This window comes from Nostoc sp. FACHB-888, assembly GCF_014696655.1.
In the GTDB taxonomy this organism is placed as follows: domain Bacteria; phylum Cyanobacteriota; class Cyanobacteriia; order Cyanobacteriales; family Nostocaceae; genus Nostoc.
Window position 1 is genome coordinate 1 of sequence record NZ_JACJQM010000116.1, and the last position, 14,686, is coordinate 14,686.

Genomic DNA, 14,686 nt, shown 5'->3' on the forward strand with positions numbered 1-14,686 from the left:
GTGATGTTTTTTCTGTCAGACGTTCCGCGATTACAACTATCGCTATAAATACCCCAGGCATCAATCTTTTTAGTTATCTCACCCCATTCAGATTAAGAAAACCAATCATTATAACACAAAATCAATTCTGCAAGAGGTCTAATATTAACTATTACTTAGGTCAGTTTAAAAATGATCAATTGCAAGGGTTAGGATATTTAAAATTGAGAAACGGCAACGAATATAGGGGAAACTTTGCTAAGAATAAATGTCAAGGAGGAGGAGTTTACATATTTGCAGATAAAGCTGAACGAGATGGAATCTGGAGCCAAGATAAATTAGAAGGAAGCGATAATTTATCTTGTAAAGAGTTCAACCCAAATTCTCGATAGTCTGCACATAAATCTGATTAATGGAGTTTGGCATTTCAGTGACTTGCATCTGAAATAAATTAATAAAGCAAAGGTTATTACAGAAGATGAAAATAAAACTTTCTGCCACTGCTTTAGTTATTGTTACAAGTTTGAGTTGCTTTCCAGCGCAACCATTACTAGCGCAAGAAGCACTTCCTGTTGCAGGCCCGGCAATAGCATCAAACAATAATAGTAATATTGATGAATTACCTGCTGCGGGGCCTGCGATACAGCGAGGAAGCAGACGCTCTTCATCACGCCCGATAGTCATTAGTAGAGCAGAACCTAAAAGGTCATCAAGGCGTTCTACAGTTATTAATAGAGAGGAACCTAGAAGGTCATCAAGGCGTTCAACAGTCATTAGTAGACCAGAATCTAGACCACGAGTTAGACCAGTAAGCGACACACCACAGAGACAAACTCCTCCAAGAAGGAGGATAAAACCTGCCACACCAGTTCCAAAAACGCCTTCAGTCTCTCCTAATTTCCCAATAAGACTATGGTAAAACTATAGATTTATGAAAGGCAAAGTGGAAAGCCAAAAATTAGAATTTAGGAATTAAGCTTGCTGATTCTTGAATTTTGGCTTGCTGAGAGAAGGTAGGTTTTAAGCTAGTAGGAAGATAGAACAATATTTGAGGTAATGCAGGAATAATCCCACACAGGGCTGATTAACGGTTTAAGAGGTTGTTTGAAAAGTGTTTCGCTGTGACTTTAGGCACTTTTAGATCCCCCCTAACCCCCCTTAAAAAGGGGGGAACCGGAATCAAAGTCCCCCTTAAAAAGGGCGATTTAGAGGGATCTAGGATTTTTGATACCGACAACAGGACTTTTCAAACATCCTCTCATAGGCTCATTAAAAAAGCCAGAAATAACAAAGTTTAAGAGTGTGTATCTGGCACATTCTTTTTTGAAATTGGTATAGTTTCTCAAAGTTAATTAATGAAAGTGATTATTTTAACTTAAATAGCTAGGTTTTCTCCAAGCTGAATAGTTTATGCAAAACAAGATAATCAAGAAAAGCCTGGAACTTTGGACTGCTTTAAGTATTGGTTTGGGTGCAATTGCGCTGTTGTTCTGGCTGCAATCACAGCATACTGCTAGGATGAGTATTGAGAAACGCGCAGATTCCCAAAAAACAATTGAGAAGCCAGCATCTCCTATAGTCAAGCCAACTGTTCCCCCAGCTTCTAAGCAACACATCCATCTAGTACTTAAACGAAGTATGCGGAAGGTGTATGTATACAAAGGAGACAGTTTACAAGCTAGCTACCCAGTCGCGGTCGGTAAACCAGGGTCGGAAACGCCAATCGGAAAGTTCAAAGTTATTGAGATGTTGAAAAATCCAGATTGGACACATCCTCAGACTGGAAAATTAGTTCTTCCAGGTGCAAATAATCCCTTGGGAGAACGCTGGATTGCATTTTGGAATGTTGGCAGAGAATACATCGGATTTCATGGTACTCCTGATAGAATATCTGTCGGGAAAGCAGTTTCTCATGGTTGCGTTCGGATGTATAATAAGGATGCCCGTGAACTGTATGAAATGGTCAAACTTGGTACGCCTGTTTTAGTAGAACCTTAATCTGGTTTACTTCATACAAATATTACTAAAAATCTCCAATGCTAAATAATTGGCTTACCTTTCAACGTGGGCGTAGACGCATAGCGGCTTGTCGTTAGACATCGTTTCTTTTGGCGACATCTTATTTGGATTTTATTTTTGCTCATCTTCAAGGTTTGCTTTTGTTGGTGAATTGAAGCCGCCACCAGCAAATGAGATAAAACCACGGGTTCGCAAAGATTGGCTGATCGCATCTTGTGCTGATTGTTTGTAATCTTGCTTTCTTTTTTCTTCCAGGCGCTTCTCTTCCTCAATGAAAAAATCTTTGGTCAAAGATTCAATAGTTTCATCAATTTTCTGACTAACTGTATCGGGGGATTGGTCGATTTGGTCTGTCAAATCCCGTAGTTTAGCAACTATTTCGTGGAGATATCCTTCAATTTCTGCCGAGGAAAGCGTCTCTTGCAGCTTTCCGGGTAGTTCTTCAATTTCCCCGTTGATGTTAATTGCTTGGGCTTGTAGTGTTTCGCGCAGGAAACGTACACGCGATCGCCTAGCCTCAACTTGGGCAGGATTTTGATCGGTTGATTCACCCAACAAGCCTTTGAGATCAGTGTAGAGATTAACAAAAGCTGTTTGCGCTGCTTCTGGGTTATTTTGCAACTCTTCAGGGGTGATACCTAAAAATGAGGAGATAATATTTGGGGTTAATGCTGTTTCTTCTAATGTCTGTGTTGAGACTGAAGTGAAGTTAGATAAAGCAGTTTTTGCTTCCTGCATTGCCTGATTCATCTCAGCCTTGAGGTATGCTTTTGCTTCTTTTTCTGGAATTTCAAAGGGAGCGATCGCAGTTTGCGTGACTTTCTTTGTAGTACCAGTTAGCGTACAGATGATGAAACTTCCCCTCGATAGCTTTTGATTTTTGGGAATGAGAAAGTAGCGCGATCGCTTAGAATCAGTCCATAGAGAACGTTTATGCTTGGGTTTCATAGCTAACTCCTGGTTTAGACTACAATGCAGGTATCTTTTTATAAAAGAGCTTATTTTAGAAAGTCACCTTGGATGATGTACTTGGGGATATAATCTGATTCCACTTCTATACTGATACCTCGTCCATAAGCGATCACAGCCAACCCCAAAGGGCCAAGTGCTAAAAAACCGTGAGGATCGTTTTTGAGACTTTTCTTGCCCCAGTGCTTTTTATGACACTCAAGGGCTTTGACCAGCGCCTCATTGAAAGCTGTAGCATCATTTTCTAACAAACGAAACAGTAAGTCGATTTCTGGAACTGCAAGGTTGAGTGCGGCATCGATTGTCCCGACTTTCACCTGCTCCGGGTCGGTAGCCTTCATTGCTTCTATAACCCGTTGCGGAGTATCCGCTTGCCCTTTCCAGAAACTTTGTAAAGCCTCTATCTGTAGATATAGATATTCATCGCTACGAGTGCTTGACTGTTTTAAGATTGCAACGGGTATTTGAGCTAAGCTGTCATTAAGGTGTGTTTCTCGACACGCAATAGCTAAGTAAAATCCCTTTAACCAACTGATGCCACTAGAATAACTTGTTACCCCAGATGGTAACATTACTGGTTCACGCTCCCCAACAAAGATTTCGTAGCTGCCTTCTGGAACATTAGCAAGCCTACACACCTCCGTTAACGAGTATGCCGCAATTCGCAAAGCTCGGTAAAGTTCTATTGAATTAGGATTTTGTACAGACAAATAACCTGCATAGGAGCGAGCATCTCCGGCAAGTGTTCCCAGATTAGCAGGTGATTTTTGAATGTTAGTCAAGCTTTTTTCCAAAAGACTAGCGTAGTAATCGCAATCTGACTGTATATCGTCGAGATCAGCAAGATGTCGTGATATGTTCATATTTTTTGACTCATAATACTGCTATTATATTCCTTATCAGGTGTACGTATAATTAATGAGACGAAAATCTTTACTCAGGCAAAAAAAGTTCAGTATGTGGTTAAATGAAATTGAGTTTACCAAGCTTCAATTTGAAGCAGAGCGCCAGGGGGTAGCGATGTCAGAGATTATGCGCGATTACATCAGAAATCTGCCTGAACCCAAAAATGTGAGTCAAGATTCTCATAGCTAATATGTCAAAGGTATAGAGGTTAGTTTGACGAAGAGATATCAAACTCTCTAATCTTAATATCCTGTAGCTGGGCTGGGGTGTTACTAGTAATGGGAGCGCGTACTTCCAAATATTTAACGTTGCCAATGCTATCTCTTGCTGCCCCTCCTAACTCTCGTCCTACGGTTTTAGAACCTTTGTTACCAGACATAATTCTGACAATTTCATCAAAATATGCTTTAGAACCCTGCTGTGCTGTTCCTCCCTCAACTTGCCTAGTTCCCAAAGTACTACTTCCTCCCTTGGCTTCAACTACAATCCAAAGGTCTTTACCATCTTGTCCAGCTTTGGGAACGCGCCATACTTGGTCAAAATCACCAGATTTGGAGCTAGCAGTCGGCCCACCATATAGTAGTTCGGCATCAGGATACTTAGATGTAACGTAGTCCTCCCCAGCCTTCTCGCCCAACTTGCGGCTCTGCTCGTTAATCTCACTCAATGTTTTTGATAGTTCAGCGTCCTGCTGATTTATCTTGTCCAGTTCTGCTTGTTTATCAGCAGTAAATTGATCGGGGTGTTCCTGCTTTAAATTTTCTAACTCTGCACGCCGAGGTTCTATTCTGTCGCGCCAGGAGCGGATATCTTTTTCACCATTTAATATCTCATCACGTCGAGAGCGGGCATCTTCACGTACATTTAACAACTGGTCATATTCTGCCTTTTGCTCCTGCGGAATCTTCATTGTGTCAGATCCATCAGGATTGAGTCTTGCTGGAATGACATCAGTATCTTTATTTACAAACTGATCAGTTTCTTTATCATATGCTCGTGGTGGACGTGGCTTACCGTCAGACGTAGTGACGGATGTGCGATCGTAGCGTAACTGGTTATTTGCGTCTAAAACCCAAACATAGCCTTCTTCAGCAGGTGGGTAGCCACGAGATTCTGCTTCTTCTTTTCCATTCCGACTACGCTTGGAAGGTTCAGCTTCTGTGGCATCAGGTTCACGCTTGCGTTTTCCTCCAACTTCTTGTAGTTTTTGCTCAAATTCTCTTGCTCTTGCCGCTTTCTCGTCTGGGTTGCGTATTGCCTCAATATTGTCAAGTTCTTCTTTGAGTTTCGGTCTAGAATCCAGTAATTCTTGATGTTGCTGCCTGATTTCTCCACAGGTTGAGCAACGAATGATGCGACCATCTTGGAGAACTTTGATTTCATGTCCATCAACCGTTGCTTCTTTGGCAACAACACCAGGCTCAATTTCTGGCTTGTCGGTGTGAGTGGTGCGCCCACCTGGTACATTTGTCTCCAGTGGTTCTACTCCGGGTTGTTTGACACCAGGCATATCGACATCAGATCTGGTGCTACTTGGGGTGTCTGCTACTGGGCGATCGCCTCTTGGAATTTCAGTTGCAGGGCGCTGAACACCAGGCACATCCACATCAGGGCGAGCAACTGTAGGTGCATCAACTTTGCCACCAAAACCTGTCTTAATTCCATCTCCCAGCGATGTACCAAACCGCTCTCCTGCTTGGAATGTCCTGGTTTGCATTCCCTCAATACCGCGACCAAATTTACCTAGCTTACCCAAATTAGCTGTAGAAATTTGGACGGCTGCACCGATACCAGCACCAATCAGAATTCCTTCTACAGTAATCGGGTTCCCCACTGCCAAGTCACCAGCAATCGCGCCAGCAATATCGAATGCCACATCAATGCCAAACTTCAGGACAGATTGAGTCAGTCCAGCACCAAGTCTACCTGCTTGACCTAGTGCATTACCCAATAAGCCACCAGCACCACCCAGCGCACCACCGATCGCACCCACCAAGGCAGCTTTACCTACACCATCTAGCAGGTTCTTGCCGTCGATGGCGTTGTTGCCCATCTGAATAACAGCACCAGCAACAGCACCAACAATTGCACCACCAACAACAGTACCGATCGCACCTGCTGCGGCACCTGCTCCCAGTGCGCCAGCTACCGCGCCAACGGCACCAATAAGTGCTGGAGCCACAATTATTGCCACAACAATGACAGCAATAACTAGCAAAACCTTGAGGACTGTTTTCCAGCGCGGCTGCTCTTTATCTGCTGCTTCGTCTGCATATTTCTGGATATCGGAGTCAAGATTCGGTTGCTTCGAGCCTTGTATAGCTCCACGCAGACCTTCTTCTAGATCATTGACACTCTTTTGGAAGTTGCTATCCAGATTTTGGTTAACTTGATCGAAAGCAGTCTGAACCCCTTGGCTAGTTTGACCAAAACCTGTAACGGCTGTTTCGGTAGTATTCGTGACTGTTTTTGTCACGGCTTGCTGAATCTGGTTGAAGGTGTCTGTAGCGCCTTGATTGAGATTAGTTAGAGTAGACTTTGCTTCTTGAGTAACAGCCGCAGACTCTTCCAGCCCACTTTGAGCAATCTTACTTATTCCACCAACAACTTGCTGCCCTCCTTGGACAATCCCCTGTTCTGAGGCTGTAATGCCCTGTTGGGTTTGCTCTTGGACTTTAGCAACAGAACTGTCAAACTGCGCGAGTATTTCTGCTAAAGTTACACCTAACTCATCTGGGTTAGGAGCTGGCATTCCTTCAAGTTGAGCTTGGGTATCTTGTATTGCATTTTGGAGATTGGCAGCAGCTTGGTTAATTCCATCTTGAATGGAGGCGATCGCTTTTTCGGCATCCCGCTCAATTGCCGATACTTGGCGTTGCCCATAACCCTCTAACAATTGTAATTGGGCAACTTCCTGTTGGTTTAAAGATTGTAACGTACCCTGTAGAGTCTGGTTAGCCGTTTGAGTCAACTGGTTTTGAGCTTCTGCCAGTTGAGAAAGAGTCTGCTGTTCAACTGCATTTAAATTGTCCAGGCTTTGTTGTTGCAGAGTTTGCAGTTGTTCACGAGACTTCTTAGCTACGTCATGGATAGCTTCAATATCTTTCGGTTTGCCTTGAGCGACTCCATCACCCTGTTTATTGCCTTCTTCAATTAAACCGTCTTTGTATTGTTTGGCTACTTCTCTAGCTGCTTTCGCTCTCGCCTTAAGTCGGTTATCAGTAAGTGGGCCATCCAAGAAACTGTCATCTTTACCAGTAATTTGAGATTCCCATTGATTAGCCTTTTGCTCCCCAAAAGCGATCGCTTCATCTCCTACTTTGACACCAGCAGCCCGGTATTTCTCTCTAGCTTGAGTGTAAAATTCCTCAATCCGTGCTAGTTGCTTATTCTCACTTGCGTCCACTTTCTGAAGAGACGTTGTATATTCTGTTCCAACTTTTTGACGACTTGTGGCAGTTGTCTGAGAAGTTGTTGCTGCTGCTGCCTGATACTGTGCCTGAATTTGAGCTATTGTTGCTTGGGCTTCACTTTGCGCTTGGTCACGCTGTTGAGCAATTTGGGCAGTAACAGTTGCCTTGTGTTGCTGAACTGACCCCATAACAGAAGCTTTGGCATTTTCAGTTGAATTCTGGATACGTGCGCCAATTCCTTGCCCTAGTTCTGTAATTGTCTGCACTCGCAAAGCCGCGTCAGCCAAAAAGCTATTCGTTATGCTGATAGCCGCAGCTTTTTGCTGTTCTTGGAAGATAGCATTTTCTTCTCCCTGCTCCGGTGCCTCTTCCTGCTGAGGGGGAGCAAAATTAATTCCTGTCGCTGCCAATTGGGAGGTTTTAGTATTTACAGCATTTTGCTTTGCTTTTGCTTCTAAAACGGCGTTTGTGGCTTGTTCTTTCTCTGCCACAGTTTTGGGGTTAACGGCTTTAGCTATTCCTTCTGGATTTAGCTTAGTGGCTTTCTCTCCAGTAACATCTGTTGCAGCTGCTTTTGATTGAAGTGGTTTTTCTAAGCCTTCATCTTTGACAGCACCAGCTTTTTGTACGCTTTCTTCACCTTTGAGTTGCTTACCTTGATCTGCTTTAGTTTCAGGGTTAAGGGCTTTAGTTACTCCTTTTGGATTGGGTTTAGGCGCTTTTTCTTCAGTTACATCTGTTACAACTGCTTTTGATTGAGGTAACTTCTCTAATTCCTCACCTTTAACATCACCGTTTTTGTTTACGCTCTCTTCGCTTTTGGTCTTTTTGCTCTCAGCTTTTGCAGCTTCAACAGCTTCTGCTCTCACATTAGCTCCACCTTCAGTCTTTGCTGCTGAACCAGTTTCAACTACTGCTGAAGATTCATCCTGGGGTGCAGCGATTTCAACTAAATTTTCATTGCCAGCCTCACCCGAAGTTAATGCTTTTTTAGCTTCTTGTGCCTTTGTGGTAGACTGATCTTGCTCCTGCGGGTTGTAATCTGGTGGTGGTTCTGTTGTTCCACTAGCCAGAGGAAATTTTACGCCAGCATTTCCTTTAGCTGAGAAATTATTATCAAGTCTCTGACGTACATCCTTATCAACATATTCATCAGCTGCATCCTGCTCTATAGTCTGCGCGGATTGAGTGTTTACGGCTTGTAAATGAGGAGCAAGTTGGATAGTGCGGCTAGGGAGTTCTTTGGCTTGCAGAACTTGTTGCTCCTGCTCACACTCTGAGCAAAGCCGCTGAATATCTATATCTTGATGAGATAGTTCAGAGACCCTCACTCCTTCTGTATTTAAAGAATCAGGCTTCCGTCTGATTGCTTGGTCTGCTTTGGTCTGAACTGCACCGCCATTTTGTTGAACAACGTGAGTCAACTCATGGGCAAGTAATTCCTTTCCTCCATGACTTCCTGGAGAATATTCTCCTTGACGGAAGAAAATATCCTGTCCGGTGGTGAAAGCACGAGCTTGAACGGATTGGTTCAGCTGATCAGAGCGGCTATCTGTGTGGATTTTCACACTGCTGAAGTCAGTTCCAAACGCCTGTTCCATTGGTTGCCGGATATCGTTTGAGAGTGGCTGTCCACCTCCACGTGCTTGTTGAATAGAAGTTTCTAGCTCTGATGTTGCTGCTATCCCTCCTCCACCTTTACGCTGCACCACAGGAGTAATGGAATCTGCCAGAGATTTCATTTGTAATTGGTCTTCTTCCTCTGGTAATGCTTCCCTTTGGATAGACTGGCGAGTTCCCGGCTGGCTCATCCTCTGCATAACTTGCCCAGCTACTCTATCAGCTTCCTGCTCGTAAACATCTCCAGGCTGGTTAACTGTGAGTCTTGTTTGTAGACGCAGCGACATTCGACTAATGTCGTGGGTGAGAGGTTTGTTTGAGGGTTGCACCCCACTAACTGCTTGAGGCGAAGCAGTAAGGGATTTCATTTGCAATTCTTCTTCTTCCTCTGGCAATTCTTCTCGTTGCAGCGAAATATTAGAATCCGCCAGGGATTTCATTTGTAATTCCTCTTCTTCCTCTGGCAATTCTTCCCGTTGCAGCGAAATATTAGAACCCGCCAGAGATTTCATTTGTAATTCTTCTTCTTCCTCTGGCAATTCTTCTCGTTGCAGCGAAATACTAGAACCCGCCAGGGATTTCATTTGTAATTCTTCTTCTTCCTCTGGCAATTCTTCTCGTTGCAGGGAAATACTGGAACCCGCCAGGGATTTCATTTGCAATTCTTCTTCCTCTTCCTCTGGCAATTCTTCCCGTTGCAGCGAAATATTAGAACCCGCCAGAGATTTCATTTGTAATTCTTCTTCTTCCTCTGGCAATTCTTGCCGTTGCAGAGAAATATTGGAACCCGCCAGGGATTTCATTTGCAATTCTTCTTCTTCCTCTGGCAATTCTTGCCGTTGGATAGATTGCTGATTTCCAGCAGGTTCGCTCATCCTCTGCATTACCTGCTGTGCTACTTTATCAGCTTCCTGCTCGTAAACATCTCCAGGCTGGTTAACTGTAAGTTTTGTTTGTGGGCGCAGTGACATTCGGCTAATGTCGTGCCCTAAAGGTTTTTTTAGCTGCACGTCAGTAGTTGCTTGGGACGAAGCACCAGAGGACTCTAAACCAAAACCGCGTGTTGGTTGTTTGAGTGTAGGTATTGAGAAGGAAGCGGTGGTACTTTTTTTGTGCTGTCCTACGTGTTCTCCCATTTTATTCTCCTGATGACCGAGCAGCAAACGGGCGAGTAACTTGTTAATAGCAAATCTATAGTATAGCGATCGCACTCATGAAGTAATTCACCCAAAGTCTAAGTTTTCGAGAAGTTTATTAATTAGTTAACACACCCGACAACAGCGATCGCACTTATTACTGCACTTCAAGAGGTGTAGGGTGGGCAAATTCTGAGAATTTGGCAATTTCATGTCCATTTCTCTAACCTAAAAGATATGCGATCGCATCTGTAGCAGCTTCCGTCTTCCCTGTAGCAACTTCCGTCTTCCTTGTAGCAGCTTCCGTCTTCCCTGTAGCAACTTCCGCCTTTACGTTTCGGTGTTCCGCGCAGTCTGTAGCAACTTCCGCCTTCACGTTTCGGTGTTTCGCGCAGTCTGTAGCAGCTTCCGCCTTCACGTTTCGGTGTTTCGCGCAGTCTGTAGCAGCTTCCGCCTTCACGTTTCGGTGTTTCGCGCAGTCTGTAGCAATTTCTGCATTAAATAATTGGACTATTTTCGAGGATTAAACTAACAAAGCGATCGCATTTCGTTAACTCACTCTATAAGAGCAGCGATCGCACTGACAATAATACCAAGTTAGCTATGTCGCACAGAATTGTAATGAATATAATCGCAATGTTTGGCAAATCTCTCTCGTCTCGAATTATATGTTGCCAAAATCACTGCTATATTATACGGTTTCTGGAACTTCTACAGCACTTTGTGCAGATTGCGTCAAATTTCGCAACCATTGCTGAGTAGTCTCTGCCTTCAAATCCCTAAAAGATGCTTCATCATTTGCCATATTTTGTCCTGGCTCCCTGTTAACCCCTAACCCTTGTGAAAAGGATGCTTTAGTTACTTCCAGAGTTCCTTTTATTCTACTTTCATTTCTAGGTAAAGGATTTGAGATGTCCAAATCTATACTTATTTGAGTTTCTGCATTTCTCAGAGTGATATGGGGAGTTGGCTCACTTTCAGCAGATATTCCTCCTGCCCATTCCAGAATAGAGTGTATCATGTATTGAGTACCTCCTGGAGAGCGCCAGTATATATTATCCGAAATCCATGCCCTTCCTTGAAAAACAGTATTTTCGAGTCTTTTTCGGAACCACAGTTTTCCCCCTCCAAAATATTCCGGTAGCCTGACAGAAAAATCATTTCTGACTCGCATAAATTCTGGTAATTTGTTCTCTTCAACTGGAGCGGTTTCAATAGGTATTTTTTTGTACATAGCTTTTTTTACTGTATCTAAATTTAGTCTCCCTCCCTTCTCATCATCAAAATGGCCTGTGTCATTCCAATACATCAGTCGCTTTGTATGGGCACCTCCAACTTCACCCAATGCGTCTCTATTTTGATCAATGACGTTTAATACAGCGCTAATTTTCCGAGCCCGTTGTATTACTTGATGCTGTTGAACTGATGGTGATGGCGGTTGCAGGGTGTTAAAAAGCGATCGCTGCACTGCCCCGCCATTCTGCTGCACAACGTGCGTCAACTCATGCGCCAACAACTCCTGACTTCCCCGACTCCCAGGATTATATTCACCCTGCCGAAAGAACACATCCTGTCCCGTTGTGAAGGCACGCGCTTGAATTGAGCGATTCAACTGGTCAGATTGAGCATCTGTGTGAACCTTCACGCCACTGAAATCAGCGCCAAACGCCACCTCCATCGGTTTACGGATGTTGTCTGCGATCGCCACTCCACCACTCCTTGCTTGGTTAATGGACGCTTCCAAGTTTGGCGCAGCAGCCATCCCAGCCTCAGCCTGACGCTGCACCATCGGCTTCATCTGTAATTCTTCCTCATCCTCTGGCAATGCTTCTCGTTGCAGTGTGCTATTGTCTTGAGATTTCATTTGCAATTCTTCCTCATCCTCTGGCAATGCTTCTCGTTGCACCAAAGGCGTGATGGAATTTGCCAGAGATTTCATTTGCAATTCTTCTTTTGGCAATGCTTGTGGTTGAATAGACTGGCGATTTACAGGCTGCGCGATTCTTTGCATTACCTGCTGTGCTACGCTATCAGCTTCCTGTTCGTAAATGTCTCCAGGCTGGCTAATTGAGAGTTTTGCTTGCGATCGCAGTGGTATGCGACTTATATCATGAGTAACTGGTTTAGGAAGTGGTTGTATTTCAGGAATCGCTTGGCGTGAAATTGTCGGTGGCCCCAAACCAAAGCCGGGTGTAGGGTGTTTCAGGGATGGAATTGAGAAGCCTGTAGTAGCTTTTTTTTGTCGGCTAACGTGTTCTCTCATTATTCTCTAGATGCCCAAGCAGTACTTAGATGATTAGTAGGCTGTTACTTAGATCGATATTACAGCGATCGCACTTGCAATACAATTCCTCTAAGGGACTCTCAGCGAACGTAGGGGCGCAAGGCCTTGCGCCCCTACTAAGTTAGACTTTTGGCTACTTTTGATTCTGATGCACTACCTTTAGCCTGGATTTAGGGAGAGTTTTTTTATTTATGGACTCAAAGCAGCAACAAACTTTTTTCACTTTCGATGGAGATGTTGGCGGGACTGCTGGCTACGCCGGGGTTTCGGCATCATTTAATACAAGCAAGGCGGCTAAAACGGCAAGTAAATATCTCAATGATTCACTGCTGATGAACCAACTAACAGAACACGTATATAAACTTTTACTAGAAGATTTGCGATCGCAGCGCGAAAGGGTAGGTAGTTATGATTCTCAAAGGTGGTTGTGATGGCTACAGGCGCTAACAATGGCAACATTACTCACGAATTAAATTATGTCACTACTAATCGGTTCTACGTAGAGATAGACAGTTCTATTGCTGCATCTTTCGCTGAATGTTCAGGATTAAGCGTTCAAATTAAGAAAAATATTTTTCAGGAAGGTGGTGTTAATGACCAGCAAAGAATTTATTTAGGTCATACAGAATTTGCAGACGTAACTCTTAAACGTGGATTTACCGATCATCCAGGTTTTTGGAACTGGATAAATGCAGTTTTTGATGAACAAAAGAAAACATCTCGACGCAATGTCAATATTCTAATTTTCAATCAAGCTGGTGAAACCATGATGAGTTGGACTTTGATTGGTGCTATTCCTATAACCTGGAAAACACCTGCACTCCAAGCAGCTGGTAAGGCAGTTGCCATTGAAGAATTAACTTTAGCTTATGAAGGTCTACAAGTTGCAAGGACTACAGGAGGAGGTACTTCTGTACAACGAAATCAAAAAAGTGGATATTTCGTTTCTAGCTAAGTCGCTATTTTTAAACGATAACTATGCAAATTATTCAATCTCTACTAGGAAACAATATTCATCCGCTTGGGGTAATATCATCTTTATCTCTTCCTGATAGAATGATATTGAGAAAACAGTCTCCTTCTCTGCATTCCCGAAGTAATTCTCTTAGCTCCATACAAACTAAACCACCATTAGTTACATCCTCTAAATTTTTATTATTTCGTGAACATGAACCATCAATACAACCATTAATAGGTTGGGATAGTTGGGATAATCAAGATATAAATAGTGATTTACCATTACTTGAATCTGATTCTTTTGATTCAATAGCTCTACCTGAAAATAGTCATGTTAATAATAGTGAACTAGTAAAAGACACTATTCCAGAGATACTGCCAAATCGGATTGATAAAAAAACTAGTGATGATACCTCGCAACAACTAAATACTAAAAGTAAATCTAAATCAAAAAAAATAAATAAATCTCAAAAGCCACTTGAGAAGAAATCCAAACCTAAATCTAAAAAAGCAGTCAAATCATCTGTGGCTAAGAATATTGTTCAAAGCAATGTTATTATTAATGGTAGTGAAGATAGCTTATTAGCATCAGATGAGCCTCTGCTTATTGAGGCTAATTTGGAAATACCTACATTGCAGCTAGATAATGCTGTCGTTGATAATTCTCTAGCTTTGCCGTCAGCACTTACCTCAACCGCTCTTGACGATGCACCTACTTTACTCCATCCTTTGGCGAATGATGAAAATACTATAGGGGCGAATATTGCTGCATCTAATTCTGAGTCTTCAGTTGCAAAAAGCCCTATTGCAATACAACAAGAATTTGATTCTAGTGTTTCAAGTGAGCCTTTAGCGAGTATACCTATTCAGTTAACACCTACCTCAGCCGATATTGAAGATACACCTAGTTTATTCAGAAACTCTGATAATAATGAACCGTTAGTAATTTCAGAGTCACAGTCTGGTATGGTGGTTAATGTCTCAGATGTATCAGCCAATCTGACTTCACTGCAACGTGACAGCTATCTTGAGAGTACTACTAGCGAGTTTACAGAAAGTCAGCGCATTTTAGTACCACCTGAGATTGTTGAAACACCAACAATTACTGCTATATCCCCTGAGATTGGTGAAACTGCGATCGCACCCCTTACCGCCACATCGCCTGAGATTGGTGAAACGCCAACAATTACCGCCACATCCCCTAAGATTGGTGAAACAGCGATCGCACCCCTTACCGCCACATCGCCTGAGATTGGTGAAACGCCAACAATTACCGCCACATCCCCTAAGATTGGTGAAACAGCGATCGCACCCCTTACCGCCACATCATTTGAGATTGCTGAAACACCAACAATTACCGCCACATCCCCTAAGATTGGTGAAACAGCGATCGCACCCCTTAC

11 protein-coding genes and 1 pseudogene are annotated in these 14,686 nt (G+C 43.2%); 6 read left to right on the forward strand and 6 right to left on the reverse strand.

Features of this window, described 5'->3' with window-relative positions; translation table 11 throughout:
• Window positions 1–371 (forward strand): annotated as a pseudogene (locus H6G26_RS32090) (hypothetical protein); the annotation flags it as partial.
• On the opposite strand, the gene H6G26_RS32095 reads toward H6G26_RS32090, so the two are convergent.
• On the reverse strand, window positions 352–843 hold the full coding sequence (locus H6G26_RS32095; protein ID WP_206757571.1) for a hypothetical protein: 492 nt from the start codon (window positions 841–843) through the stop codon (window positions 352–354). The pseudogene H6G26_RS32090 and the gene H6G26_RS32095 sit on opposite strands and share 20 nt — an antisense overlap.
• A gap of 546 nt (window positions 844–1,389) precedes the next feature.
• On the opposite strand from H6G26_RS32095, the gene H6G26_RS32100 reads away from it, so the two are divergent.
• Window positions 1,390–1,977 carry a L,D-transpeptidase gene (locus tag H6G26_RS32100; protein ID WP_190734786.1) on the forward strand — a complete coding sequence of 196 codons (588 nt, stop codon included), beginning with the start codon at window positions 1,390–1,392 and terminating at the stop codon, window positions 1,975–1,977.
• A 132-nt stretch (window positions 1,978–2,109) separates the two neighbouring features.
• Here the strand turns inward: H6G26_RS32100 and H6G26_RS32105 are convergent, their stop codons facing one another.
• Both H6G26_RS32105 and H6G26_RS32110 read right to left on the reverse strand, forming a co-directional pair.
• Window positions 2,110–2,946, reverse strand: coding sequence for a hypothetical protein (locus tag H6G26_RS32105; protein WP_190734788.1), 837 nt, complete (start codon window positions 2,944–2,946; stop codon window positions 2,110–2,112).
• A gap of 50 nt (window positions 2,947–2,996) precedes the next feature.
• Window positions 2,997–3,830 (reverse strand): immunity 49 family protein, encoded by an 834-nt coding sequence (locus H6G26_RS32110; RefSeq protein ID WP_190734790.1) that lies wholly within the window; start codon window positions 3,828–3,830, stop codon window positions 2,997–2,999.
• A gap of 94 nt (window positions 3,831–3,924) precedes the next feature.
• Here H6G26_RS32110 and H6G26_RS32115 point away from each other — a divergent pair, with 94 nt between their 5' ends.
• A complete protein-coding gene (locus H6G26_RS32115; protein ID WP_190734792.1) occupies window positions 3,925–4,062 on the forward strand; it encodes a hypothetical protein in 138 nt (45 codons plus the stop codon).
• 19 nt (window positions 4,063–4,081) lie between these two features.
• Here H6G26_RS32115 and H6G26_RS32120 read toward each other — a convergent pair whose 3' ends face one another.
• The 3 genes from H6G26_RS32120 to H6G26_RS32130 form a co-directional block, all read right to left on the reverse strand.
• On the reverse strand, window positions 4,082–10,042 hold the full coding sequence (locus tag H6G26_RS32120; RefSeq protein WP_190734794.1) for a DUF4157 domain-containing protein: 5,961 nt from the start codon (window positions 10,040–10,042) through the stop codon (window positions 4,082–4,084).
• 223 nt (window positions 10,043–10,265) lie between these two features.
• Window positions 10,266–10,502, reverse strand: a complete 237-nt coding sequence (locus tag H6G26_RS32125) for a hypothetical protein (protein WP_242054021.1) — start codon at window positions 10,500–10,502, stop codon at window positions 10,266–10,268.
• 231 nt (window positions 10,503–10,733) lie between these two features.
• Window positions 10,734–12,305, reverse strand: a complete 1,572-nt coding sequence (locus tag H6G26_RS32130) for a DUF4157 domain-containing protein (protein ID WP_199327185.1) — start codon at window positions 12,303–12,305, stop codon at window positions 10,734–10,736.
• A 212-nt stretch (window positions 12,306–12,517) separates the two neighbouring features.
• Between H6G26_RS32130 and H6G26_RS32135 the strand changes: the two genes are divergently transcribed.
• The 3 genes from H6G26_RS32135 to H6G26_RS32145 all read left to right on the forward strand — a co-directional run.
• Window positions 12,518–12,757 carry a hypothetical protein gene (locus H6G26_RS32135; protein ID WP_190734796.1) on the forward strand — a complete coding sequence of 80 codons (240 nt, stop codon included), beginning with the start codon at window positions 12,518–12,520 and terminating at the stop codon, window positions 12,755–12,757.
• The gene (locus tag H6G26_RS32140) at window positions 12,757–13,281 is read left to right on the forward strand and encodes a phage tail protein (RefSeq protein ID WP_190734797.1); all 525 of its coding nucleotides are present in this window, start codon (window positions 12,757–12,759) and stop codon (window positions 13,279–13,281) included. The genes H6G26_RS32135 and H6G26_RS32140 overlap by 1 nt, the downstream gene beginning before the upstream one ends.
• A 23-nt stretch (window positions 13,282–13,304) precedes the next feature.
• On the forward strand, window positions 13,305–14,686 hold a 1,382-nt coding region (locus tag H6G26_RS32145), incomplete at its 3' end, for a hypothetical protein (protein WP_199327186.1).